This window comes from Polaromonas sp., from assembly GCF_012927455.1.
In the GTDB taxonomy this organism is placed as follows: Bacteria; Pseudomonadota; Gammaproteobacteria; order Burkholderiales; family Burkholderiaceae_C; genus Polaromonas.
Genome location: NZ_JABBPE010000008.1, coordinates 15,788 through 40,266 on the forward strand (window position 1 = coordinate 15,788; position 24,479 = coordinate 40,266).

The window sequence follows — 24,479 nt, forward strand, 5'->3', positions numbered from 1 at the left end:
GGTTCAGTTCCGCTTTAGTTGCGCTTCAGTCTGGGCCCTAGTCCCTAGTCCCGGGTGACGCGCACCAGCTCTTCACGCGAAGTCACGCCAGCGGCTATCAGCCGTTCACCGTCTTCGCGCATCAGCGCCATGCCCTGGGTGATGCCGGCGCTGCGGATGTCGGCTTCGCTGGCCTGGTTGTGGATCAGCGCGCGTATCGCGACGTTGGTGACCAGCAGTTCGAACACGCCGGTGCGGCCGCTGTAGCCGCTCTGCCCACACTCGGCGCAACCGACCGGGTGGTAGCCTCCCTGCCGCAGCGGGTCGGCGCTTACCACCTCTTTGCAATGCGGGCAGAGCTTTCGCACCAGGCGCTGCGCCAGCACGCCGAGCAGCGAGGAGCTCAGTAAAAAAGGCTCCACGCCCATGTCGGTCAGGCGCGTGACGGCGCTGGCCGCGTCGTTGGTGTGCAGCGTCGCCAGCACCAGATGGCCGGTGAGCGAGGCCTGAATGGCGATTTGCGCGGTTTCAAAGTCGCGGATCTCGCCGATCATGATGATGTCCGGGTCTTGGCGCAAGATAGCGCGCAGCGCTTTGGCGAAGTCCAGGTCTATCTTCGGGTTGACCTGGGTCTGGCCGACGCCGGGCAGTTCGTATTCGATCGGGTCTTCCACCGTCATGATGTTGGCACTGGAGGCGTCCAGCTTACCCAGCGCGGCATACAACGTGGTGGTCTTGCCCGAGCCGGTCGGTCCGGTGACCAGGATGATGCCGTGCGGCTGGGAAATCAGCTCCTCAAAGCGCCTCAGGGTGTCGCCCTGCATGCCGACTGCGGGCAGCGTCAGCTTGCTCTCGCTTTTGTCGAGCAATCGCAGCACGGCGCGCTCGCCGTGCGCGCTCGGCAAGGTCGACACGCGCACGTCGACTGCGCGCGTGCCTATGCGCAGGCTGATGCGGCCGTCCTGCGGCAGGCGCTTTTCGGCGATGTCGAGCTCGGCCATGATTTTCAGGCGAGAGATCAGCGCGGCGTGCAGCGCGCGGTTGGGCTGCACCACCTCGCGCAGCGTACCGTCTACCCGAAAGCGCACGGCGGAGTGGCGCTCATAGGGCTCGATATGAATGTCGCTGGCGCCGTCGCGCGCGGCCTGCGTCAGCAAGGCGTTGAGCATGCGGATGATGGGCGCGTCGTCACTGGTCTCCAGCAGATCTTCCACCGCCGGCAGGTCCTGCATCATGCGCGACAGGTCGGCGTCGGACTCAACTTCGCTGACCACGGCGGCGGCACTCGACTCGCCCTGCGCGTAGGCGCTGCTGATGCGCTGCACCAGAGCGTTGGCATCCAGTGTCTCGACCGCCAGATTGTCCTGTGCGTGGCGGCGTACCAGTTCACTGAGCGCCTGACGGTCGCTGGCGGCGTGCAGCCACAGCGTCAGGCGGCCAGCGTCTTCGCCCAGCAAAAGCTGGTGCGTGCGGGCGAAAGCGTAGGGCAGCAGATAGCGCATGGTCAGGGCATGGTCAGGGAAGGTTTAGCGCGACGATTCCGGCGCCATCCATGGCGGCGCACCGGGCGTAGTGGGCACAACGGGGGCCGGACGCGACGGCGTTTTGGGTGGTGACTGGCCCTCGGGCGCCGTCGGCGTGCCGCGCGTTGGCGCCGACGGCAGGACCGGCGCGGTATTGACCGGAAACACTGCGCTTTGCGCCGGCTGGGTATTTTGTTGCAAGCCGCGCATCAGGTCATAGCGGTCCAGCGACAACTCGTCACTGCGCTGCGCATCGCGCACCACCACGGGACGCAGAAACACCATCAGGTTGGTCTTTTTGCGCGAACGCGTTTCGCTTTTGAACAGGTTACCAAACAGCGGAATGTCACCGACCAGCGGGACTTTGTCCTGGTTACCCGCGTACTCGTCTTGCAACAGGCCGCCTAAAACCACGATAGCGCCGTCATCAACCAGCACGTTGGACTCGATTGAGCGCTTGTTGGTGATCAGCCCGCTTGGCGAATTGACGGAATTGGCCTGCACGCTGGAGACTTCCTGGAATATCTGCAGCTTGACGGTGCCGTTCTCGCTGATCTGCGGCTTGACCCGCAGCGTCAGCCCCACGTCCTTGCGCTCTATGGTCTGAAACGGGTTGACCGCGCCGTTGTTGCCGCCACCGGTGTTGGTGAACTGACCGGTGACAAAGGGCACGTTCTGGCCAATCACGATTTTGGCCTCTTCATTGTCCAGCGTCAGCAAGTTGGGCGTCGACAAGATATTGCCGTCGCCGCTGGTTTCAAGAAAGCGCGCCAGAGCGCCCAGCACGTAAACGCCGCCTATCTTGTTCACCAAACCAAAATTCAACCCCGGGCTGGGTGGGGTGGTGAGCGTACCGCTGGCAGCACCCGTGGCGAGCGAAATTATGTTGCTGCCGCCGCTGCCGAAGTTGGTGCCCAGCAGGCCGACCGAGCTGTCGCCCTTTTTCCCCAATGCGCCCTGCCACTGGATGCCGAACTCGGCCGCCTTGTCGGCATTGACCTCGGCAATCAGGCTTTCAACAAAGACCTGGGCGCGCCGCGCGTCCAGCAGGTCGATGACGGCGCGCAACTGGCGGTACTGCGGCTCCGGCGCACTGATGATGAGCGAATTGGTTGAGGTGTCGGCCTGGATTTGGCCACCCGTTGAAGGTTGCGACGAAGTGGCAAACGAGCCCGTCGCCCCGCCGGCGCCGCCAGCACCACCACCAGCCGGCGCCGCGCCGCCCGGCGCTGCCGTGTTTGAAAGGCCGGAGAGGCCAGACAGCGCCGCCCCGCTGGCACCGCCTGAAGCGCCGGTGGCGCCCCCTGAAATGGCGGCCCGCAGCGTGGCGGCGAGCCGGCTGGCATCGGCATTTTTCAGGTAAACCACGTGGATATTGCCACTGGCACCGTTGCTGTCGCCACCGGGCTGGTCCAGTCTTTCGACCAGTGCGCGCGCCAGCGCGGTACGCGCCGGGTTGGCGGCGCGCACAATCACCGCATTGCTGCGCGGCTCTGCGATGATGGTGGTCTTGAACGAGCTATCGGACTGGCCCTGACCCGCTGCGGTGGCGGCGCCAGAATCCATCAAGCGAATCACCAGCGGCACGATGTCAGACGCGATGGCGTGCTTCAGCACAATGATTTCCATATCACTGGCATTCGGCACATCGAGCGCGGCAACGATGCGCGCCATGCGCTGCAGGTTGTCGGTGTAGTCGGTAATGATCAGCGAGTTGTTGCCAGGATTGACGTTGATGGTGTTGTTAGGACTGATCAGCGGACGCAGCACCGGCACCAGGTTGTTGGCGGTCTCGTAGTTCAGGCGAAAGATCTGCGTGGCGATCTGGTTGCCGGGTCCGCGTACCGAACTGGTGCTGACGCTGCCGCCCTGCAGCTTGGCGTCGGCTTCGGGTACTACCTTGGACAAACCGGAAGCTTCCACCACGGTAAAGCCTTGCAGCCGCAAGGCCGCCAGAAATTGATCGTAGGCAGCCGCTTTGGAGACCGGCTGGTCGGTGTTCAGATTCATGGTGCCGCGCACCCGGGGGTCTACCACCACGCTGCGCCCGGTGATCACGCCAATGGTGCGCGCCACCTCGGCAATCTCGGCATTGGCAAAGCTCAGCGTCACTTTCTCGCTGGCGCGCGGTGCCGGTGTCGCCTTTTTCTGGGCATAAACAAGGCCCGAGGGAGCCGTCAGCAGCAGGCTGACAACTATTAAAAATGAAGTAACTTTTTTCATGGGCCCTACCCTATGGTGATGACAGAGCGCGGTCCGCTGCGCCTGCCAATAATATTCAGAAAATTCGCCAGGGCGGCCTCGCGCTCCGGCGCGGCGCTGGCCTCGCCGGAAAAGCGCAGGCGTGAGCCGGCCCATTGACCACTGCCAGTCAATTGCAGACTGCCTTCAATCGTTTCGAGCTTCAGACCAACGGCGGTCCCGCCTTCCAGGCGCAGGCGGTAGCTGCCCATGGGCCGCAGTGTTGACAAGCGCGAGCTCATGTCGCGCGCTTCCAGTTCGGCGCTGCCCGCCACCTGCAGCCGGCCGGCTTTCCATTCGGCGCTAAAAGCCCTGGTTTGCAGATTCAGATTACCGCTTGGCTGAAGGGTGTTCCAGGGTGTGCCCAAGCCGGCCAGTACCGCGGCCGGCCACTGCGACTGCGCGTCCGCCAGATCGACGCGCAGACCGCTCAGCCGCGGCAGCAGGCGCAGCTGCAGCGCTTCAGGCGTGCAGCAGACGGCCAGCACCGACAACCGCAGGCCGGTCAGAGCGGGACGCAGCGTCCACTGCACCCGATCGGGCAAGGCGGCGACGTCCTGGCTGCCGGCGCCGCCGCTCAGCAGCAGCTGGGCCGACCCCTGCCAGAGCGTGCCGCGCGGCTCGGCCAGCACGATGCGCTGTCCGCTGGTGTTGTAGATGACATCAGCCAGCCAGCGCGCCGGGGCAAACAGCACCAGCGCCAGCAAAACGCCAAGCAGTGCGCCGCACCAGGCCCAGGTAGCCGCGCGTAGCGCGGGCTGTCCGGCAGGACGCGCCGGCGCGCCACGGGAGGGGCGACGCAGCGCGGAGGAGACCAGGGTCATCGCCGGCTTCATGGCGGTAACGTCAGCACGATGCTGCCGTCCCAACCCGTGCGGGCAGCGTTCAGACTTAGGCGCGCCTCTAAAGGAAGCGCCCGGGCGCTGCTGCGTGCCTGCACCAGCCACTCGGCCAGCGCGCCGGGCGCTGCGCCCTTGAGCGTCACGGTGGCGCGGTCTCCGGCTACAGCGAGTTGCGCTGTGCCGGCGAAGCGCTCCTTGACCGACAGCTCCAGTGCCTTGCGGCCGTCTTCTGCTTTGATGCGGGGGGTGGCCTGCAGACTGGCAGCCTCAGCAGCCAAGGCGCGCATGTTTTGCAATTCGGCGTCAAGGGCGCGGTGCTGTGACTCGGCCGTGCGCAAGGTTGCCAACGCCGGCGCCAGGCCGACCCACCAAAGCAGCGCCAACAGCACCACGGCCGCCGCCGAGCCCAGCAGCAGGCGCTCACGCAGCGCCAGTGCCGCCCAGACGACCTGGCCGCGCTGCAAGGCGCCGGTCAAGGCCGCCCGCGCATTGGCCTTCAAGGCTGTGCTCCGGTGGCGCTTTTGCTGACAAGTGTCACGCCCGCTTTTGCCGCAGGTTTGACGACCCAGGTCTCGCCGTCGGCCAGGCCGCTGTAGCCGGCGGCCGTCAGGCCTTTAAGCAAGGCGCCGGCTTCGGCAGGCGGCAGCTGAAAGCCCTTCAGCGTCAACTGGTTTGATACAAATTCGATAGCAGAAGGTGCCCGAACTGTCTGGGCGTTCTCTGCAACAGCACCCAGCATGGGCTCCAGGTCGCGGGGCGACACGGCGCCGCTGGCCTGGCGCATGGTGGCGACTTCGCGCTCCATCTGCACCGGCGCATCGACCACTACCGGCACCTTGGGAAATGTCTTTTGCAGCAGGCCGCGAACCTCCGCGCTTTTGGCTTGCAGCGCCGAGCGCTCTTTAAACGCCCAGGCATTGAGTCCCAGCAGATGGGCCAGCACGAGCACGCCAAGCCCCCAGCGGGCCGGTCGCCATGCGGCGCTGCCAGCCCACTGCGCCCATACCTGCGTAGCGCGCTTGAGCAGCCGGGTATTGCCAGTGGAGGCCAGGTCGAACTGCGCCAGGTCCCAGCTTGAGCGCGCGGCACTCACCAGATTTTGCGCACTGTGCTGAATCTGCACCTTGCTGGCGAGAACCTGCTCGGCCAGCGCCGCGACGGCAGGTTCGGCAAACAGCTCGATGTCGACGTTGTCCAGGCTGGCTTCGTCGGCGCTCTCCTGGTTCAGGCCCAAGGCGCCTCGGCTGGCCAGCGCCAGCGGCAGCGTCTGCACACCATCATCGGCGCAGCGTACCAGCCAGGCGCTATCAGAACTGCCAATGGCATGCAGGGTCGGCGCGTTGCCCAGCGCCAGCGGCGCGTATTCGGGCACGACGCGCGTCACCGGCCGGCCGGCCGCTTCAAAGGTGTGCAGTGCCGCATGCAGCCAGGCCCGGTCGCAAACCGCCACCCAGGCGCTGAAACCGGGTACGGCGGCCGGCGCCAGCGCAAAGTGCAGTTCCTGCGGATCGTTGAGCACGCGCTCTTCCAGCATGCCTTCGAGCGCATTGCGCAAGCGTGCGCTGTTGACCTTGGGCAACACGATGCGGTGCCACGACAGCATGCGGGCCGGCACGACAGCCACCACTTCGCCAGCGCGTGGCAACAGCGCCAACGGCGCGCTGCCGTGATCGAGCAAGCTGCTGCTGTCCGCGTCGGCATTGGCCGCGGCGCCCGCGTCCGTGCGTTGCCAGCCGGGCGCGGCGTCGGGCGACAGCGCAAAACGCCATTCCCCGCCGGCGGGCGTGGTTGATTCAAGGGCAACAATCAGCGACAGCATGTAATGTTAAGAATAAAGTTGCTCATTGTAGGGACTGCGGCCTGGCCCCCGGTGCCGTTGCGGAAGATACGTCAGGTGCAGGATCCAGAGCAGCCCGGTCACGCCACAGGGTTTTGACATTAAGGCCGTCGCGCTGCACCAGCGAACGCTCCTCGATTACCGTACTCTCCAAGCGCAGGCGACCGCGCACTTCAAAGAAACGCGTTGTAACACTGTGATTGCCGGCGGTGATAGCGCCGGGCACATCGGGAATCAAACGGCCAACCTCCTGCAAATTGCGGAAAGGGCTGCGCGCACGCTCGTCCACCAGCCGCTGGGCCTGGGCCATCCGCAAGTCAGGGGTGCTGGCATAAATCACTTCGGCGCTGGCGGTATTGAGATTGACCGGCACGCGTTCGGGCAGCACGCAGACATAAGGCCGAAGCCGCGCAATGCTTGCAGGAGACACGCCGAGCCAGGCCAGCTGCTCAATGCGCTGCGGCAACAGCGGGGCCAGTGCGGCGGAGGCATTGTCCGGGGTGCGGTCGCTGGCGTTGCGCAAATTTTCTGCCATTTTTGACAGCTCGGACTGCGGCAGGCCCAGCAGCTCGAACAAGCGGGTGAACGCCAGCAGATCGGGCGCGGACACCTTGTTGCCGGCAATCAAATTGTTGACATTCAGGTGGGACTGCATGTCCTCAATCTGACCCGACAAAAAGACATCGAGCTGGTCATCGGCACTTTCGCTGGCGCTGCTGTTCTTGTCGGCGGCCAGAAAACTGGAAAGCCGTGCTTCCTGCAGGGCCACAGCCCAGGGCTCGGACAAATAATCGGGCCCGCCGCTGCGCGCGTCCTCGCGCAGGATCAGTCGCGACCAGTCCAGCGCACCCGTCAGTATCCACGCCGCCTGCACGCGCGCGCGCTCAGCGGTTTCAATTTCCACCGCGCGCCATTGTTGCCAAAGCGCCGTCGCCGCCAGGCTGGCCACCAGCGTCACGGTGAGCATCGCCATGAGCAGCGCGGCGCCGCGCTGGCGGTTTTTAAAGCGAGCCAGGGCGTTCAAGATTTACCGCTCCGTAACCAGTCTTTCGTCACGACGCCGGTCAAGGGCTGACCAGCGGTCAGGCTCAGCACCAGCCGGATGCCGTCGGGCAAGGGCACGAGAGCGTTGCCGTTCAGCCCGGTAACCATCGGGACGTTGGCGGTAGCAGTCGTGACGGTAGTCGTGGTCGTGGACGCGCCCGAGGCAGGAACCGCCGGAACCGGAACCGCAGCAGCCAACGCCGGGTTGATACCGGTCGCACTGGCAGTGGACAGCGGGTTGCTCCAGGCATTGTTGCGGTAATAAAAAATCTGCCATTGGTCCAGCCCGAGCACGGCCACTTCGCGCTGTCTGTCAGCAGCACTGGGGCTTTGCGCCCAATTTTCCACCTGTTCCCAGGCCTCTTGCAGTTCGGCCCGGGTACGCAGCGGCGGGGACTGCCAACGCGCCCAGCTGGCCTGGCCGCCCTGCGGGCCGTCGATGACACGGCGCGCCCAGCCCACCACGCGCAAGGGGCTGCCGGCAAGGCTGGCGTCGCGCCGCGTCAGACGCAGTACCCGGCCGTCGTAGTCAATGCCGCTGACCAGCGCCGTCTCTACCACAGCGTCCAGGTCTGAGGACCACTGGCTGAGGCCGGTTTGCACGCTGACCACGCCGTCCACACGCTCGCGCATGTCGGTCTGCACGCGCGCCATGCCGTCAAGCCCGCGCCAGCTCATCAACGCCAGCAGTGCCATCACGGACAAGGCCACCAGCACCTCGATCAGCGTAAAACCGCGCGCAGGATGGCGCGCAGCACGGTGTCGAACCGATTTGCCCGCCAGGGCGCCTGCAGGGCAAGCAGTGAGCGAACCTGAAGGCCACATTTTTATAAGCGTCCCAACACGGTGGACACCACCAGCAACTGGTTGGCCGAGGCTTCGCCGCCGTCGCGCACATGGGCCTCGACGCGCCTGAAACTCGGGTTGGGGGTGGCAAAAACCGACAACGTGACGCCGAAGCCACGCCCGGCCTGCTCGCAGCTGACCACTCTGTCGCCAACGTCCGGAAACTGTTTGGACAGCCGCATCCCGACCAGCTCATTTTCCGCGCACAACTGCGCCAGCAAAGTGTCGCCCTGACGCTTGGCGTTGTGAATTAGAGCGTTGCTGGCCTGCACGCCGGCGGACAGGGCAATCGCCACAATAGCCAGTGCGACCAGGACCTCAATCAGCGTGAAACCGTGGCTTGGCGAAGTGGGCACACGCGGGCGGGTGGGGAACATGCTTCAGGGCGCCGGCGGCAACACTACAAAGGGCCGCAGACCGTCGGTGGCGATGCGCAAGCCGCGGCCTTCGTTAACCAGCGTAATGGCCTGCGCTTCGATGATGGGCTCGGGCCCGAGGATCAGGATGTGCGGATTCGGGCCCACGTCCCACTGCACGGCGCTTTGCGGGCTCTGCCAGCCCGACGGCAGCTTGTCAGCGTTGGCGCCTTCGAAAACAAAGCCCTCAGGCGTGTCGCGCCAGCGCATGACCTGACCGCTGGTACGCGAGAGCGCACGACCGGCCTCCAGCAGCGCCACCAGCCGATCACCTTCGCGCTCCAGCGCGGTCTGCGCACTGTCGCGCATGGCAAAAACCACCCCGGCCGAGCCGATGGCGATGATGCTGATGACTACCAGCAATTCGAGCAAGGTAAAGCCCGAGGCACCGCGGCGCGGCGCAATCAGCGATGACAACCCGGTGCCAAGCGTGAAGGCGGAACTTCGAGTTGCGACGCGTCCGCTTTCGCAAGCAGGAGCCGGGGAACCGGCTTCGCCGGGCCGCAGGCGCAGGCCTTGCACGCCGCACGACTGCGAGACGCAGCCGCTCTTCGTGCCGTCCAAGCCTGCGCCGGCAGGCTCGGAGCCGCGGCACTTAGCCCCCTCGGGGGGCAGCGAACCACACGCAGTGGGGAGCGTGGGGGCCAAATCCCTACTGCCAGGAGCCAAGGTCCGCATTTTTGCCTTCCCCGCCGGCTTGGCCGTCTGCGCCCAGAGACATTACATCGATCTCGCCCTTGATGCCCGGATTGAGGTATTGGTAAGGCCGGCCCCAGGGGTCGTTGGGCAGCTTTTCCAGATACGGCTTCCAGTTGGGCGGAATCGATCCGGCCGTGGGCTTGGCGATGAGTGCCTGCAGGCTTTGTTCGGCACTGGGGTAGCGCTGGTTGTCCAGCTTGTACATCTTGAGCGCATTCGTCAGGTTGTTGATGTCGGTGCGCGCGGCTGTGACGCGCGCGTCATCGGCGCGGTCCAGCACATTGGGCACGATGAGGGCAGCCAGCACGCCGATGATGACCAGCACCACCATTAGCTCGATCAGCGTGAAACCGTGTTGAACTTGCTGCCTGAGCCGTGTGGCCAAGGACTTGGGGCGGCAAAGAGCGGCAGAAAAACCGGCGCGGCTAAAAGGATTCAATATTTGCATCCTTCCATGATAATCCGGGAATGAAAAACAAATGGTCTATGCGACTGATTACCGCGCTGCTCTGGGCACTGGCCACGGCCAGCGCCGTGTACTGGGGATTGCGCTTGGGCGGGCCAGGCGCCGCACGGGCCGCACCCGCCACAATGCATGCCGCGCCTGCGGGCGACGCTTCGGCGCGGCTGGCCGCCATCGCGCGCGTGCTGGGCGACGCCCAGTCGGCAGTGGCAACTTCTGTGGACTCTGCACCCAGCCGTTTTGGACTGCTTGGGGTGGTGGCGCAAGGTAGTGGCGGCGCCGCCCTGCTGATGATTGACGGCAAGCCGGCCAAACCCTACCGCGTGGGCACCCAGCTTGAAGAGGGCCTGCTGCTGCAGTCGGTCGGACCGCGCCACGTCGTGCTGGCGGCCAGCGCCGGGGGCCCGGCGCTGCATCGGCTGGAACTGCCCGGTCCGATGGCAGCGAATTCGCCTACAGCGCCCGCCGCTCCGCTGGCCCCGCCCCAAGCCATTCCGGCGTCGCAGGCGCCCGCTATGCAACTGCCGCCCGCAGTGCAGAACCTGCAGCGCCAGCGCTCAAGCTGGCAGCCTGAGCCTGCCGCGCTTGTCGGCTAGTCCATCAAGACCCGGCCGAGCCATTCTGAAGAAAAGGCTGCAGCGCCTGAAGAGTATGCGCTGTCGCACCACGGTTGCGAGCGGCAAATGCCAGGCTGGCTGACACGGCACCGGCCCGCGCCTGCCGGTCGCCCAGCAGCTGCAGCGCCGCCTGCAGCGCCTGCGGCAGATCGGCCGCGCGCTGCGCCGCGCCAACGGTTTCGGCCTGTTCGGCGGCTTCGGCAAAATTGAAGGTGTGCGGCCCCATCACCACCGGGCAGCCGCAGGCGGCGGCTTCGATCAGGTTTTGCCCGCCCAGCGGCTCAAAGCTGCCTCCCAGCAAGGCCACTTCGCTGAGCGCGTAATACAGCGCCATCTCGCCGATCGAATCGCCCAGCCAGATGTCGGCCTGCAGTGCCTCCTCGCTGTCGGCCGGGCCAGCCAGCCAGCTGGAACGGCGCGACACGCGCAGGCCCTGCTTTTCAGCCAGCGCCTGCACTTCGTCAAAGCGCTGCGGATGACGCGGCACGACGAGGAACTGGCAGCTTGCCGGGACACTGCTTGCTACTAGATTGATAGCTGATTGCGCCCGTCTTTTCTGGGTTAGAGCCATTATTTCCTGGAAAAATAGCTCTTCTTCGCCGTCCCGCGAGCTGGCGAACATCAGCACCGGCTGCGCGCCGCTGCTTGGCGCCCTGCGGCCCAGCGCCTGCCGCCACGCCCTGCCCTGCGCCAGCTGGCCAGCGTCCGGGGTGGCGTCAAACTTCAGGTTGCCAAAGACACCGGCCACCTTGGCGCCGAGTCGGCCAAAGCGTTGCGCGTCGCCCTCGGTCTGCGCGTACACCGCCGCCAGTGCGCCGTAGGCCGGGCGCGACAGCGGCGCCATGCGCAGCGCCTGCTGCAGGGATTTGTCAGACAGCCGGCCATTGACCAGCAGCAGCGGAATAGCCAGCGCTTGGGCTGCCGCCACCGTGTTGGGCCAGACTTCAGTCTCCATCAGCAGGCCCAGCCGCGGCTTGAAGTGCTGGAAAAACCCGGCTACGGCGGCCGCGCTGTCCCACGGCTGCCAGACCTGAACATCGCCCGGCCGGATCAACCCCAGCCCCTCGGCGCGCCCGGTCGCCGTGCCATGCGTGAGCAAGATGCGCAGCCCCGGATGCTGCGCCCGCAGCGCTTCGATCAGCAAGGCCGCCGTGCGCGTTTCACCCAGCGAGACGGCATGCAGCCACACCAGCTCGGAGCACGGCTCGGCCGGCTGGCTGTAAACGCCAAAGCGCTCTTCCACCGCTTGCAGGTAGCCGGCCTCCTGCCCGCCCCGGCGCGCCAGCTTGCGGCGCAGCAGCGGCTGGCCGAACCGCATCAGCAGCGAATAGACGCCGAGGGCAAACGAGTTCATGCGGCGCTCATACGGCGCTCATGCAGCAGAGCCGGCGGCGGCCATGACAGCCCCGTTGCGCTGCTGGCAGCCCAGCCAGGCCTGCCAGACCGCATCGACCGAGGGCGTTGGCTGCGCAAATACGCTGACCTGCCGCGCTACTCCAGATTGCTTTTCAGGCGGCTGCGGCCCGGTGCGCCAGGCGGTGTCAAAGTTGTAGATCTGCACATGCGGCAAGTCCAGCGCCACGGCGATGTGGCTGACGCCGCTGTCAACGCCGATCACGCCCGCGCACTGCGCCAATGCTTTAGTCAAGGCATCGAGCGCCAGCAGCGGCCAGACCAGCACGGGCTCGCCGGATTTACCACCTTGATTGAGCCCCTGCGCAATCGCCTGACTCGTCAGCAGTTCGCTGGCGCTGCCATGCGGCAAGGCAACTTGCCAGCCCGCCGTCTGCAGGCGCAGGCCGAGCGCGACCCAGTGGGCCAGCGGCCACTCCTTGTCGGCGCGCGAGGTGCCATGGACCAAAGCTACGGCCCTGGGGCGGGCATTAGTTGCTATCGTTTCAGGAGCTGCTTGCGCCCGCCCTGCTTGGGTTACAGGCCTATTTAATCCAAAGTCTGGGGCAGACTGCAGGGCGTAGCCGAGCGCCTGCGCCGCCAGCTCGCGCGAGCGCTGCACCGCGTGAATGTGCGGCGGCATGCGCAGCGCCACGTCAGCGACCCAGCGTGTCGGCGCCTCGTAGCTAGAGCCTTCGGTTTGATTGGCCAGCGCGAAACGCCGGCCAGCGGTCGCGAGCCGCGCCAACCGCGCCACCAGTGCAGATTTCGCCAGCCCCTGCAGATCAATGACGGCGTCATAAGCGTCTTGCTGCAGCTGTGCGCGAAAGGCCCGCCATTCCTGGCGCGTTGTGGCGGCCAGCGGCGCCTTGCGCCAGCGCCTGATCTGGCAGGCAATGACGCAGTGTACGCCAGGATGCAGCGCCAGCAACGGCGCCAACGACTTTTCTACGACCCAGTCAACCTGCGCGCCGGGCAGGGCGGCGTGAATATCCTGCACGACGGGCAGGGCATGCACCACATCGCCCAAAGACGACAGCTTGACCAGAAGGATTTTGACCCCCACGCTTCCCGCTTCGCGTGGTTCGCTGCCCCCCGAAGGGGCTGGCCTTGCTTGGGGCGGCCCGGCGCAGAATCCTGAAACCCCCACGCTTCCCGCTTCGCGTGGTTCGCTGCCCCCCGAGGGGGCTGGCCTTGCTTGGGGCGGCCCGGCGCAGAATCCTGAAACCCCCACGCTTCCCGCTTCGCGTGGTTCGCTGCCCCCCGAGGGGGCTGGCCTTACTTGGGGCGGCCCGGCGCTGCGGCCGTCGGCGTCCAGAGCGGTCGATTCACCGACGGCGCGACTCACTTGGCGGCTCAATGCGCCGCAGCAGCAATCTGCGCGTCGGGCTTGACGCTGCGCAGCAGGGCCAGCATGTCGGCTTCGATGCGATGCAGCGCCTCGGGTGTGTGGCCTTCGAAGCGCAGCACCAGCACCGGCGTGGTGTTGGAGGCGCGAATCAGCCCGAAGCCGTCCGGCCAGTCGACGCGCACGCCGTCGATGGTGGAAATTTTTGCGGGCGCCGGGAAAGACGCCGCCTTGGTCAGCGCCTCCACGACGGTGTGCGGCTCGCCTTCCTTGCAGGCGACGTTGAGTTCGGGCGTGCTGAAGCTGGTCGGCAGGCTGTTGAGCAAAACCCCTGCGTCGGCCACGCGGCTGACGATTTCCAGCAGGCGCGCGCCAGCGTAGGTGCCGTCGTCAAAGCCGTACCAGCGCTCCTTGAAGAAAATGTGGCCGCTCATCTCGCCACCCAGCGGAGAGTTGACTTCCTTCATCTTGGCCTTGATCAGCGAATGGCCGGTTTTGTACATCAGCGGCACGCCGCCGGCCGCTTCGATCTCGGGCGCGAGGCGCTGCGAGCATTTCACGTCAAACAAAATCGTGCCGCCCGGCACGCGCGACAGCACGTCTTTGGCAAACAGCATCATCTGCCGGTCCGGGTAGATGTTCTGGCCGTCCTTGGTGACGATGCCGAGGCGGTCGCCGTCGCCGTCAAACGCCAGCCCCAGTTCGGCATCACCGCTTTGCAGCGCGTTGATCAGGTCCTTCAGGTTTTCCGGCTTGCTCGGGTCGGGGTGGTGATTGGGAAAGTTGCCATCGACCTCGCTGAACAGCTCGGTCACCTCGCAGCCCAGGGCGCGAAAAATTGCCGGCGCCGAGGCACCGGCAATGCCGTTGCCCGAATCAATGACGATTTTCAAAGGGCGTGCGAGCTTGATACCGGACACGATGCGATCGCGGTAGTCTTTTTCAACATTCTCCTGGCTGATGGTGCCGCCTTGCGCCGGTAGCGTCCAGCGCTCAGACTCCATCAGGGTTTTGAGCGCCTGAATCTCGTCCCCATAAATCGCGCGCCCGGACAGCACCATCTTGAAGCCGTTGTAGTCCTTGGGGTTGTGGCTGCCGGTGACCTGTATGCCCGAGCGGGCCAGCGTGTTGGCGGCAAAGTAAAGCATGGGCGTGGTGACCATGCCGACATCGACCACATCCACGCCAGCCGCCGCCAGGCCGCGCATCAAGGCCGCGCTCAGTGACGGCCCGCTGAGCCGGCCATCCCGTCCGACCGCCACGGTTTTTTCGCCCTCGGCGAGCGCCACCGTGCCAAAGGCTTTACCCAGGGCTTCGGCGGCCGCTTCGTTGATAGTCGACGGCACCACGCCGCGAATGTCGTAGGCCTTGAAAATGGAGGGGCTGTATTGCATGGGGCGGTCCTGAAAGTTGACGTTGATCGATTGTAGGGGCGCCTCCATGCCCCCGCGGCGGGCTGAATTGACAGGTCCGAAAACGGCTAGTGAGGCGCCCCGCCCGGCGTATCATTTGCGCCATGACGACCGCCAACGCCCCGCTTGCCGACAAAGACTGCTACCTCGCGCTGAAGGCGCGCGACGCACGCTTTGACGGCAGTTTTTTTACCGCTGTTACCTCCACCGGCATTTACTGCCGTCCGGTTTGCAGCGCCAAAACCCCCAAGCGCGAGAATTGCCGCTTTTTTCGCCATGCGGCGCAGGCCGAGCAGGCCGGTTTTCGCCCCTGCCTGCGCTGCCGGCCCGAGTTGGCGCCGCACTCGGTGCTGTGGTCGATTCAGGACGCGTCCTATATCCTGGCGCACCAGGCCGCCCGCCTGCTTGACGAGCCCGATAATTGGGCCCCCACGCTTGTCGCTTCGCGTACTGCGCTGCCCCCTAAGGGGGCGTTGCGCCTGCGGCCCGGCGAAGCCGGTTCCGCGGCCCCGGCTGGAAAAGATAGTGCCCCCACGCTCCCCGGGTCCCGTGGTTCGTTACCCACCGAGGGGGCGTTGCGCCTGCGGCCCGGCGGAGCCGGTTCCGCGGCCCCGGCTGGAAAAGATAGCGCCCCCACGCTCCCCGGGTCCCGTGGTTCGCTGTCCCCCGAGGGGGCTGAGTGCCGCGGCTCCGAGCCTGCCGGCGCAGGCTTGGACGGCACGAAGAACGGCTGCGTCTCGCAGTCGTGCGGCCTGCAAGGCCTGCGCCTGCGGCCCGGCGAAGCCGGTTTCTCGGCCCCGGCTGGTGAAGAAAGATTGCCAGGCGTCATTGCGGGGCTGGCCAATCGCCTGGGCGTCAGCGACCGCCATGTGCGGCGCATTTTTGAAGCGCAGTTTGGCGTCTCGCCGGTGCAATACCTGCAAACCAGACGGCTGCACAGCGCCAAGCAGTTGCTGGCCGATACCAACCTGCCGATCACGCAAGTGGCCCTGATCAGCGGCTTTGCCAGCGTGCGGCGCTTCAATGCCGCCTTCGTGGCGCACTACCAGCTCAACCCGACGCAGATGCGGCGCCAGGGCGCGGGCCAGTCCGGCGATGGCATCACGGTGCGGCTTGGCTACCGGCCGCCTTATGACGTGGCGGCGATGCTGGAATTTTTCACCCGGCATGCCATTCCCGCTATTGAATTCATAGCTGACGACACTCATGGAACCTGGGCTGGAAGGACTTTTTGCACTGAAACCGGAGGAAAACCGCAAGCCGGCTGGCTGCTGACGCGCTTTGACGAGGCGCGCTGCCAGCTGGTGCTGCGCGTCAGCGATTCACTGCGGGGCGTGTTGCCGCTGGTAATTCACCGGGTGCGCGCGCTGTTTGACCTGGACGCCGACCCGGCCGCCATCAACAGCGTGCTGCATGCAAGCTTTCCAGCGGGCGACGGACTGCGCGTGCCGGGCTCACTTGATGGCTACGAGCTGGCGGTGCGCGCGGTGCTGGGCCAGCAGATCACCGTGGCGGCGGCGCGCACAATGGCGCAGCGTTTGGTTGAGCGCTTTGGCGAGCCGATTGAAACGCCGTGGCCGCATTTGACACGGCTGTTTCCCGCGCCCGCCGTGCTGGCCAGCGCCAGCGGCGACGCGCTGGGTCAGCTCGGCATCGTCAAGCAGCGCCAGCTGGCCATTGTCGGGATTGCCCGGGCGGTGGCCGACAAGCGCCTGCAACTGCACGGCGGCGCTGACGTCCAGTCCACGTTGGCGCTACTCAAGGCCTTGCCCGGCATTGGTGACTGGACCGCGCAGTACATCGCCATGCGCGCGCTGCGCTGGCCCGATGCGTTTCCGGCCGGCGATGTCGCCTTGCAAAAAGCGCTGGGAGTGCGGGCGCTGAAAAATCCGGCCCGGCAGGCCGAGCAGGCCTCGCTGGCGTGGAAACCGTGGCGCAGCTACGCGGTGATTCGCGCCTGGAGCACGCTGGGAGCAGCGCCTATTGCTACTAAATTAATAGCTGTTAACGCCCGTCCAGTATGGCCTAGAGGCTTAAATTAACCAAAATCTAGCACATCAGAGGCACTTCAGGAAAACCCATGAAATTCGACATCTCCATCGTTCAAACCAGCGTTGCCAGCCCGCTGGGCAGCATCGTCATCGCCGCCACGGCCAAGGGTCTGGCCGGACTGTGGTTTGCTGAAAACCAGCGCTACCTGCCTACGGCGATTAGCGGGCCGGCGGCGTGGCCCGAGGATGCGGAGCACCCGCTGCTGCAGAAAGTCAGCCAGCAGCTCGGCGAATATTTCGCCGGCCAGCGCCACCATTTCGACGTGGCGCTGGACCTGAGGTGCGGCACGGCTTTTCAGCAATCGGTGTGGCAGACACTGCTGGCCATTGCGCCGGGCGAAGTCATCAGCTACGGCGAAGTCAGCCGGCGCATTGGCAATCCTAAGGCGGTGCGGGCTGTCGGCGGCGCGGTCGGGCACAACCCGGTCAGCATCATCGTGCCGTGCCATCGCGTGATGGGAACGAACGGCGCGCTGACCGGTTATGGCGGCGGGCTGAAGCGCAAAACCGCGCTGCTGCGCCTTGAAGGCGCGCTGGCGGAGGAGCTGCTTTGAGCGCCCAATCTTCCGACGCCGCTGCGCCCGCTGCCATGGCTGCGGCCCAGGCCAGCTCCAAGAGCTGGGTCAGCGATCTGATCTTGCTGGCGGCGATCTGGGGTTCGTCGTTTCTCTTCATGCGCATCGGCACGGTCGAGTTTGGTGCGCTGCCGACGGCTGGCGTGCGCGTCGCCATCGCGGCCGCTTTCCTGTTGCCGATCGTGTGGCTGCGCGGCCTGCTGCCGGTGTTACGGAAAAACTGGAAACGCATTTTCTTCATCGGCCTGCTCAACTCGGGCATTCCCTTTGCCTGTTTTGCGTTCGCGCTGCTGTCCATCAGCACCGGGCTGTCGGCCATTTTGAATGCCACGGTGCCGATGTTTGGCGCACTGGTGGCCTGGGTCTGGCTCAAAGACAAACCCAATGCCTCGCGCCTGCTGGGGCTGCTGATAGGCTTTGCCGGCGTCGCGCTGCTGGCCTGGGACAAGGCGACCTTTAAACCCGACGCCTCGGGCGTGGCACCGGGTTGGGCCGTGCTGGCCTGCCTGCTGGCCTGCCTGTGCTACGGCATTTCGGCCAGCTACACCAAGCGCTTCCTGTCCGGCTTGCCGCCGCTGGTAACGGCCGCCGGCAGCCAGATCGGTGCCACGCTGGGCCTGGCCTTGCCGGCCCTGTGGCTGTGGCCGGCGCGCATGCCGGGCGGCGCCGCCTGGCTGGCGCTGCTGGCCGTCGGCGTGTTGTGCACCGGGCTGGCCTACATCGTATTTTTTCGCCTGATTGCCAACGCCGGCCCGCAGCGTGCGCTGTCGGTGACCTTTCTGGTGCCGGTATTTGCCGTGTTGTACGGCGTGCTGTTTCTGGGCGAATCGGTGACGCCATGGATGCTGCTGTGCGCCGGCGTCATTGTCTGCGGCACGGCGCTGTCCACCGGGCTGTTGCGGCTGGGCCGGGGCAACAAGTAGTCCTCAATGGCGACCTGACGCGTCGCATCCCGCACAACCTTTCATCGCGGCACGGCGCGGCGATTAGCTCAGAAGATGCACGCTTTTTCCTCTTTCAAGCGAGTAGTGCGACAGCTTTGATCTGCGCCCAGACCGGCAGGCCGGGCCTGATCCCCAGTTCGCGCTGCGAGCGTTCAGTAATGCGGGCGAGCAAAGGCGTGAGGCCAACGCGCATCTGCACCAGCACATGGCCAGGCGTGTCGGTGGCCACGACGGCGGTGACGGTGGCGTGCAGAATATTGAGGATGCTCGAAGCCCGGGGCCGCTCCAGCGCCAAGCTGACGTCGCGGGCATGAATACGGCAGCGCAGCCGGTTCCCAAGCGCTTCCGGTCGGCGCCCGACGTGGATGCAGCCGCCGGCGAATTTGAGTTGCGTCAGATTGTCGGCCTCGTGACGCGAGACGATGGTTTCGAGCACCACGCCAGCCTCGCCGGAGAAGGCCGATGGCAGATCGGCGCGCGCCAGGGTCTCACCCAGCGGTCCGCTGGCTACCACCCGACCGCTGTCAAGCAGGACGATGTGGTCGGCCAGGCGCGCGACTTCATCCGGGGAATGGCTGACGTAGATCACCGGGATCGACAGCTCGTCGTGAAGCCTCTCCAGGTAAGGCAGGATCTCCAGCTTGCGTTTGAGGTCGAGCGCGGCCAGCGGTTCGTCCAGCAGCAACAGGCGCGGCGCCGCCAACACGGCGCGGGCTATCGCAACGCGCTGGCGCTCGCCACCGGAAAGGCTGGCCGGCATGCGTTCGAGCAGACCGGTGATACCCAGCAAGTCAGCGACGCTAGCAAGATCGAAACGCTGTTCGGCGACCGCTGCACGTTTTTTTTGCCCGCGTATTTGCCCAAATTCCATATTGCGCCGCACCGACAGATGCGCAAAAAGGCTGGCCTCCTGGAAAACGTAGCCTAGCGCGCGGCGATGCGTAGGGACAAAAATGCCGCGCTGCTCGTCCTGCCAGACTTCGTCACCGAGGGTGAACAGGCCACCCGGGGCGCGTTCCAGACCAGCGATAGCGCGCAGGCAAGTGGTTTTGCCGGACCCGGAATGACCGAAGAGGGCCGTGACGCCGTGGCCGGGGAAAACCAGATCGATATCGAGGCTGAAGTTACCCCGGTCAAGGCGAAAGCGGGCGTGGATGTCCTGGCTCATAGTGCGGCTCCCGCTGCGCGTGATTTTTGGGCGTAGAGCGCCAGCAAAACGAGGAAGCTGAAGACCACCATGCCGCCGGCCAGCCAGTGGGCCTGCACGTACTCCATGGCCTCGACGTGGTCGTAGATCTGTACCGAGACGACCCGGGTCTTGTCCGGGATGTTGCCGCCGATCATCAGCACCACACCGAATTCGCCCACCGTATGGGCGAAGGCGAGGACAGCGCCCGACAGAAAGCCTGGCCGGGCCAGCGGCACGACCACCGACCAGAAGGTGTCCCAGGGGCTGGCACGCAGCGTGGCCGCCACTTCGAGCGGACGCTCACCGATGGCCTCGAAAGCGTTCTGCACCGGCTGCACCATGAAAGGCAGGGAATAAAACACCGAGGCAATCACCAGGCCGGGAAAGGTGAAGGGCAGCAAGCCGATCCCGAGTGCTTCGGTCAATCTGCCGCCGGGGCCATTGGGCCCCAAGGCGACGAGCAGGTAGAAGCCGAGCACGGTGGGCGGTAGCACCAGCGGCAGCGCGACGACTGCGCCGATGACGCTTTTCATGCGCGAGCGCGTGCGCGCCAGCCACCAGGCGATGGGCGTGCCAATCAGCAGCAGCAGCAGCGTAACCACGCTGGCGAGTTTGAGAGTCAGCCAGATGGCGCCCAGGTCGGCATTGTCCATATCAGTCAGGCGTCAAAGAGCGGGGACTTGGCCGCAGTGGTTGTTCATAGTTCTGTTCACAGCTCGTAGCCATAAGACTTGATGATGCTGCGGGCCTTGTCCGTCTTGAGATAGTTCACAAGCGCGTTAGCTGCCGGATTGTCGCGGCCTTTGGCAAGCACTACCGCGTCCTGGCGGATGGGGGTGTAGAGTTTTCCTGGCACAACCCAGGCGGATCCGAAGGAGACCTTGCCGTCCTTGAAGACCTGTGAGAGCGCGACGAAGCCGAGTTCGGCATTACCGGTGGCGACAAACTGGTGGGTTTGCGCAATGTTCTCGCCCTGCACGAACCTGGGCTGGATGCGGTCCAGCACGCCGAGCTGCTTCATGGTTTCGATGGCAGCTGCCCCATAAGGCGCAGTCTTCGGATTGGCCAGCGCGAGGTGCTTGAAGTCACCTTTTTTCAGGACATCGCCCTGGCCATCGACATAGCCTTCTTTCGCCGACCACAGCGCCAGCTTGCCGATGGCATAGGTGAAGCCGGTGCCAGGCGTGGCCAGTAATTCCTTTTCCAACCGGGCCGGGGTTTCGTCGTCGGCCGCCAGCAAAACTTCAAAGGGTGCGCCGTTGCTGATCTGGGCGTAAAACTTGCCGGTGGCGCCAAACGAGAGCACTGCGTTGTGGCCGGTGTCTTTCTCGAATTCGGCGGCGATCTGCTTCATGGGGGCTGTGAAATTGGCGGCAACAGCGACTTGCACTTTGCCGGCGTGGGCGGAAACCGCGAGCAGCAGGGCGGAAAACAAAATGGGAAGGCGATTCATGCGATTTCTCCGCGATTACTTTGGAACTAGGCGAATAGACAAAGAATGACGGCTGAAGCATTGAAGATGGCGCAGGCCCGTTCGCCGACGGCAAGGCCCAGCTTTTCCACGCTGTCGTGGGTGACCACGGCGCAGACGGTTTTGCCACTGGGCATGACGAGGGTGATTTCGGCGTTGACCGGTCCGTTAAGGATGCGCGTCACCTCGCCCCACAGGTGATTGCGGGCGGACGTCCTCACATTGGGGTTGGTGAGCAGCAGGACAGACGACGATTTCACCAGGGCGCTGATTTCCATCCCGATCTGCAGGCCCAGGGTTTCCGCCGATTCTCGCGTGATGATGGCGACCAGTTCGTTTTGCGCGTCAAGGCGCAGCCGCACTTCAAAATCAACATCGCCTTCACGCAAGCCAATGATGGTCCCGGCAAACTGGTTGCGGGCGCTGGTCTTCATCGACATGCGCTTCAGGATTTGGCGGAATTGTTTGAAATCCCCGGCCTGGTCTTTGTTCATGCTTTCCACCAAGCGGTCGAGGGCGCCCTGGTATTCGGCGTCCAGCGCGCGGTAAAGCGCGACCACCTTGCGCCCGTAATCGGTCAGCAACGTGCCGCCGCCGTGGCGTCCGCCCACCGAGCGGATCACCAGGGGATGGTCAGCCAGGTTGTTCATGGCATCGATGGCATCCCAGGCCGCCTTGTACGAGAGCGGAACGGCCTTGGCGGCCCGGGAGATCGAGCCGTGACTTTCGATCGCTTCGAGCAGGCGTATGCGGGTGTCACCTAAAAAAGTGCCGAATTCGGTATCCACTTCAAGCTTGCCGCGCAAGCGGTGTAGGCTTTGCTCCATTGCTAACGCAGTCTTGTAAGGTATATAACGATTATTACAAAAATCCAAATTCAAGCCAGGAAGCCATGAAAAAGCTGTTCTCGCTGTGGTTGCGATCGTACATCGGGGCACTCTAAAAACAATCCACTTGGAAAAAGCTCTGTATTGATACACATATAGCGCAAATCAGGCCAACTCAGTTTTTTACGGAAATCAACATGAATGTCAGCGCACGCAATGTTTTCAAAGGCAAGATCACGGGTCTCGTAGATGGCGCAGTGAATGCGGAAGTCGAACTCACCACGGCGAGCGGCGACCAAATCATCGCCATCATCACGGCGGGCAGTGTCAAGTCGCTGGGCCTGGCGGTCGGCAAGGAAGCCGTCGCCTATGTCAAGGCACCGTGGGTCATGGTGCTGGTCGGCGACGCCGATGTCCGCTTTTCGGCCCGTAACCAGTACACCGGCCAGGTGACAAGCCTCGTCAAGGGTGGGGTCAACGCCGAGATCGGCATCGAGTTGCCAGGCGGTACGGTCATTCATGCCGTCATCACCAACGACGCTGTGCTTGAACTGGGACTGAAGCAAGGCGTGACGGCTACGGCTTTAATCAAGGCCAGCCATGTGGTGCTGGGTGTGCCTGCCTGATCACTGCGCAAAGAGCATGACAAGGCGTCCAGAAAACGCATTGTCACAAGGATTAAAAAAAATCAGCAGTTTATACGGGCTACGCGGCATTGGTGGCTGGCATAGGCAGCGAAACCCGCCGTCCGGTCATGGTGATCGTCAATGGCAGCAGCAGGTTGTCTGCCGCGAGCTTTTCCTGGCATCCGGTCCGGGCGCCCGTTTTTTGCACCGACCGGAAATGAATGAATGAATTTTGCAGCAAGGTGCCTGCATGACTCAAAACGGGCGTGCTTGCATGTTCAGCAAAGTTTGAACACCGCCACTGTCTCCACCAAATCCTGCGCCTGCAAATTCAGGTTGGTAGCCGCTGCGGCCATCTCCTCCACCAGTGCCGCATTCTGCTGCGTGACCTGGTCCATCTGAGTGACGGCTTCAACGACTTGCGACACGCCGGTGCTTTGCTCAGTGCTGGCCACACTGATTTCGCCCATGATGTCGGTGACGCGCCGTATGCTGGTGACCACTTCCTGCATGGTTCTGCCGGCCTTGTCCACCAGCACGGTTCCCAACTCCACACGCTCCGTACTGGCGCTGATCAGGGCCTTGATTTCTTTTGCCGCCTCTGCGGAACGACCCGCCAGAGCGCGCACTTCGGTGGCGACCACCGCAAAACCTCGCCCCTGCTCACCAGCGCGCGCCGCTTCCACCGCTGCGTTGAGCGCGAGGATGTTGGTTTGAAAGGCAATGCCTTCGATCACGCTGATGATGGCGGAGATCTTGTGGGACGATTCATTGATGCCTTTCATGGTCTGCACCACTTGCGCCACCACCTCACCGCCTCGCGAGGCCACGGTCGAGGCACTCACGGCCAGCTGATTAGCCTGGCGCGCGCTGTCGGCGTTTTGCTTGACAGTGGAATCGAGTTCTTCCATCGACGCCGCCGTCTGCTCCAGTGCGCTGGCCTGGTGTTGCGTGCGCGCCGACAAATCGTTATTGCTCTGGGCGATTTGGGTGCCGGCAGTCGCCACACCTTCAGAGCCCCTGCGCACATTGCCCACGACCCTGGCCAGGCTCTCTTGCATGTACTTGAGTTGCGCCATCATGCTTTGGGTGTCGCCGGCTTTCAAGGTGATGCGCTGGCTGAGGTCGCCCTGGGCCACGCTTTGCGCCAGGCGGGCGGCCTCCATCGGTTCAGCACCGAGCTGACTCAGCGAGCGACGGACAATCAGGCCAATCACCAAAAACAACACGATCTGCAAGAGCCCCTGGCCAATCCAGATCCAGGTGTTCATTTTCCTGATGCTGGCCAAATCGTCGCGGATGTCGACGGTCACGCTGGCCGCACCGAGAACCGAACCCTCGTCCACACCGTGGCATTCGAGGCATTTGGAAGTGCGAAATTCTTTCATGGCGATGAAAGGAAGCACTGCTCTGAGTGAAGCTTCGCTGCCGCGGGTGAGCTTGAACTGTGGCTTGCCGCTGGCGAGCACACTGCGGTCCATATCGTCTATGGGCTGCTCCTGGGGCAGCCCCTCGCCAAACTCTTCAACCATTCCTTTGCCGCGGACAACCCGGAGCTCCTTGAGCTTGTCGGAAACACCCATTTTCTGGATGAAAAGTGCCCGTGCCACGGGGTCGCTGATGACATCTTTGTCGCCCAGCTTGGTCACCATCAGAGTGTTCAAGCCATTGATTGCGCCGTCTGCAATCGCAGTCGTACGCTCTTCTGCGGCCAACAAGGTTCTGTGCTCGAACTGAGCCGTCAACCATTGCTGAGCGGCGAGAAGAATGACAATCAGGAATCCCTGTATGAGAAGCTGCAACTTCAGCTGCAATCCAATCCCACGCCACAAGCCGGTAATTCTGTTCATTGTCGAATTCTTCTGTCGAAACTACATTGGCTGCTCCCAGTCGAGCGACCGTAAATGCCACGCTCTCTCCGAGGGGTGATTGCCCTGGGCTGACCAGGAAGAGCACTGAATAAGGAACCAGTCGGACTACTTCATGCGCGTCTTGACGGTCGCCAGCACGCTACAAAATAAATAGCATGCAGCGCTCATTATACGGGGGCTAGAGGCCTAAAGCATACTGATTCTCGGAATTGCTCAGGCCCTCTGAACAGTATGCGAAAGTGATAGCAGTGACGCTCGGCCCGTCC

General features: G+C 64.3%; 23 protein-coding genes. 5 read left to right on the forward strand and 18 right to left on the reverse strand.

Annotation, left to right across the window (positions count from 1 at the left end; all coding sequences use genetic code 11):
- Window positions 1-44: 44 nt before the first annotated feature.
- The 10 genes from gspE to gspG all read right to left on the reverse strand — a co-directional run bounded on the left by gspE (window position 45) and on the right by gspG (window position 9,812).
- A complete protein-coding gene (gspE, locus tag HHJ18_RS08615; RefSeq protein WP_296913995.1) occupies window positions 45-1,481 on the reverse strand; it encodes a type II secretion system ATPase GspE in 1,437 nt (478 codons plus the stop codon).
- 24 nt (window positions 1,482-1,505) lie between these two features.
- Complete coding sequence (gspD, locus tag HHJ18_RS08620; RefSeq protein ID WP_296913998.1) at window positions 1,506-3,725, reverse strand: type II secretion system secretin GspD; 2,220 nt, start codon at window positions 3,723-3,725, stop codon at window positions 1,506-1,508.
- Between the two features lie 5 nt (window positions 3,726-3,730).
- Window positions 3,731-4,567, reverse strand: coding sequence for a type II secretion system protein N (gspN, locus tag HHJ18_RS08625; protein ID WP_296914001.1), 837 nt, complete (start codon window positions 4,565-4,567; stop codon window positions 3,731-3,733).
- Window positions 4,568-4,575: 8 nt separating this feature from the next.
- Complete coding sequence (gene gspM, locus HHJ18_RS08630; protein ID WP_296914004.1) at window positions 4,576-5,085, reverse strand: type II secretion system protein GspM; 510 nt, start codon at window positions 5,083-5,085, stop codon at window positions 4,576-4,578.
- Window positions 5,082-6,404, reverse strand: a complete 1,323-nt coding sequence (gspL, locus tag HHJ18_RS08635; protein WP_296914007.1) for a type II secretion system protein GspL — start codon at window positions 6,402-6,404, stop codon at window positions 5,082-5,084. The genes gspM and gspL overlap by 4 nt, the downstream gene beginning before the upstream one ends.
- 22 nt (window positions 6,405-6,426) lie before the next feature.
- Entirely contained in the window at window positions 6,427-7,446 is a 1,020-nt protein-coding gene (gene gspK, locus HHJ18_RS08640; protein WP_296914009.1) for a type II secretion system minor pseudopilin GspK, read from the reverse strand.
- Window positions 7,443-8,291 carry a prepilin-type N-terminal cleavage/methylation domain-containing protein gene (locus HHJ18_RS08645; protein ID WP_296914011.1) on the reverse strand — a complete coding sequence of 283 codons (849 nt, stop codon included), beginning with the start codon at window positions 8,289-8,291 and terminating at the stop codon, window positions 7,443-7,445. Before HHJ18_RS08645 ends, gspK begins: the two co-directional genes overlap by 4 nt.
- 2 nt (window positions 8,292-8,293) lie before the next feature.
- Window positions 8,294-8,689, reverse strand: coding sequence for a type II secretion system minor pseudopilin GspI (gene gspI / locus HHJ18_RS08650; protein ID WP_296914015.1), 396 nt, complete (start codon window positions 8,687-8,689; stop codon window positions 8,294-8,296).
- 3 nt (window positions 8,690-8,692) lie between these two features.
- Window positions 8,693-9,292 (reverse strand): prepilin-type N-terminal cleavage/methylation domain-containing protein, encoded by a 600-nt coding sequence (locus HHJ18_RS08655; RefSeq protein WP_366558821.1) that lies wholly within the window; start codon window positions 9,290-9,292, stop codon window positions 8,693-8,695.
- An 88-nt stretch (window positions 9,293-9,380) separates the two neighbouring features.
- Window positions 9,381-9,812, reverse strand: a complete 432-nt coding sequence (gene gspG, locus HHJ18_RS08660) for a type II secretion system major pseudopilin GspG (protein WP_296915148.1) — start codon at window positions 9,810-9,812, stop codon at window positions 9,381-9,383.
- 83 nt (window positions 9,813-9,895) lie between these two features.
- On the opposite strand from gspG, the gene HHJ18_RS08665 reads away from it, so the two are divergent.
- Complete coding sequence (locus HHJ18_RS08665) at window positions 9,896-10,486, forward strand: type II secretion system protein N (RefSeq protein WP_296914018.1); 591 nt, start codon at window positions 9,896-9,898, stop codon at window positions 10,484-10,486.
- A gap of 4 nt (window positions 10,487-10,490) precedes the next feature.
- On the opposite strand, the gene HHJ18_RS08670 is transcribed toward HHJ18_RS08665, so the two are convergent.
- The 3 genes from HHJ18_RS08670 to HHJ18_RS08680 all read right to left on the reverse strand — a co-directional run bounded on the left by HHJ18_RS08670 (window position 10,491) and on the right by HHJ18_RS08680 (window position 14,641).
- Complete coding sequence (locus HHJ18_RS08670) at window positions 10,491-11,861, reverse strand: 3-deoxy-D-manno-octulosonic acid transferase (RefSeq protein WP_296914021.1); 1,371 nt, start codon at window positions 11,859-11,861, stop codon at window positions 10,491-10,493.
- 18 nt (window positions 11,862-11,879) lie between these two features.
- Window positions 11,880-12,965, reverse strand: coding sequence for a lipopolysaccharide heptosyltransferase I (gene waaC / locus HHJ18_RS08675; protein WP_296914023.1), 1,086 nt, complete (start codon window positions 12,963-12,965; stop codon window positions 11,880-11,882).
- Between the two features lie 290 nt (window positions 12,966-13,255).
- Window positions 13,256-14,641: a phosphomannomutase/phosphoglucomutase gene (locus HHJ18_RS08680; RefSeq protein ID WP_296914026.1), complete on the reverse strand. Its 1,386-nt coding sequence runs from the start codon at window positions 14,639-14,641 to the stop codon at window positions 13,256-13,258.
- 122 nt (window positions 14,642-14,763) lie between these two features.
- Here HHJ18_RS08680 and HHJ18_RS08685 point away from each other — a divergent pair, with 122 nt between their 5' ends.
- The 3 genes from HHJ18_RS08685 to HHJ18_RS08695 are packed head-to-tail and all read left to right on the forward strand — an operon-like array spanning window position 14,764 to window position 18,208.
- Window positions 14,764-16,701: an AlkA N-terminal domain-containing protein gene (locus HHJ18_RS08685; RefSeq protein ID WP_296914029.1), complete on the forward strand. Its 1,938-nt coding sequence runs from the start codon at window positions 14,764-14,766 to the stop codon at window positions 16,699-16,701.
- Between the two features lie 38 nt (window positions 16,702-16,739).
- Window positions 16,740-17,264 carry a methylated-DNA--[protein]-cysteine S-methyltransferase gene (locus HHJ18_RS08690; protein ID WP_296914032.1) on the forward strand — a complete coding sequence of 175 codons (525 nt, stop codon included), beginning with the start codon at window positions 16,740-16,742 and terminating at the stop codon, window positions 17,262-17,264.
- A gap of 35 nt (window positions 17,265-17,299) precedes the next feature.
- On the forward strand, window positions 17,300-18,208 hold the full coding sequence (locus HHJ18_RS08695; RefSeq protein WP_296915151.1) for a DMT family transporter: 909 nt from the start codon (window positions 17,300-17,302) through the stop codon (window positions 18,206-18,208).
- A gap of 94 nt (window positions 18,209-18,302) precedes the next feature.
- Here the strand turns inward: HHJ18_RS08695 and modC are convergent, their stop codons facing one another.
- From modC to HHJ18_RS08715, 4 genes are read right to left on the reverse strand one after another with little or no spacing between them, the layout of a single operon-like run.
- On the reverse strand, window positions 18,303-19,397 hold the full coding sequence (gene modC, locus HHJ18_RS08700; protein WP_296914035.1) for a molybdenum ABC transporter ATP-binding protein: 1,095 nt from the start codon (window positions 19,395-19,397) through the stop codon (window positions 18,303-18,305).
- Window positions 19,394-20,071 carry a molybdate ABC transporter permease subunit gene (modB, locus tag HHJ18_RS08705; RefSeq protein WP_296914038.1) on the reverse strand — a complete coding sequence of 226 codons (678 nt, stop codon included), beginning with the start codon at window positions 20,069-20,071 and terminating at the stop codon, window positions 19,394-19,396. Before modB ends, modC begins: the two co-directional genes overlap by 4 nt.
- Before the next feature lie 56 nt (window positions 20,072-20,127).
- A complete protein-coding gene (modA, locus tag HHJ18_RS08710; RefSeq protein ID WP_296914041.1) occupies window positions 20,128-20,871 on the reverse strand; it encodes a molybdate ABC transporter substrate-binding protein in 744 nt (247 codons plus the stop codon).
- A gap of 26 nt (window positions 20,872-20,897) precedes the next feature.
- Window positions 20,898-21,716, reverse strand: coding sequence for a TOBE domain-containing protein (locus tag HHJ18_RS08715; protein WP_296914043.1), 819 nt, complete (start codon window positions 21,714-21,716; stop codon window positions 20,898-20,900).
- Between the two features lie 197 nt (window positions 21,717-21,913).
- Between HHJ18_RS08715 and HHJ18_RS08720 the strand changes: the two genes are divergently transcribed.
- Complete coding sequence (locus HHJ18_RS08720) at window positions 21,914-22,342, forward strand: TOBE domain-containing protein (protein WP_296914046.1); 429 nt, start codon at window positions 21,914-21,916, stop codon at window positions 22,340-22,342.
- Window positions 22,343-22,620: 278 nt separating this feature from the next.
- On the opposite strand, the gene HHJ18_RS08725 is transcribed toward HHJ18_RS08720, so the two are convergent.
- Window positions 22,621-24,192 carry a methyl-accepting chemotaxis protein gene (locus HHJ18_RS08725; RefSeq protein ID WP_296914049.1) on the reverse strand — a complete coding sequence of 524 codons (1,572 nt, stop codon included), beginning with the start codon at window positions 24,190-24,192 and terminating at the stop codon, window positions 22,621-22,623.
- Window positions 24,193-24,479 lie beyond the last annotated feature (287 nt).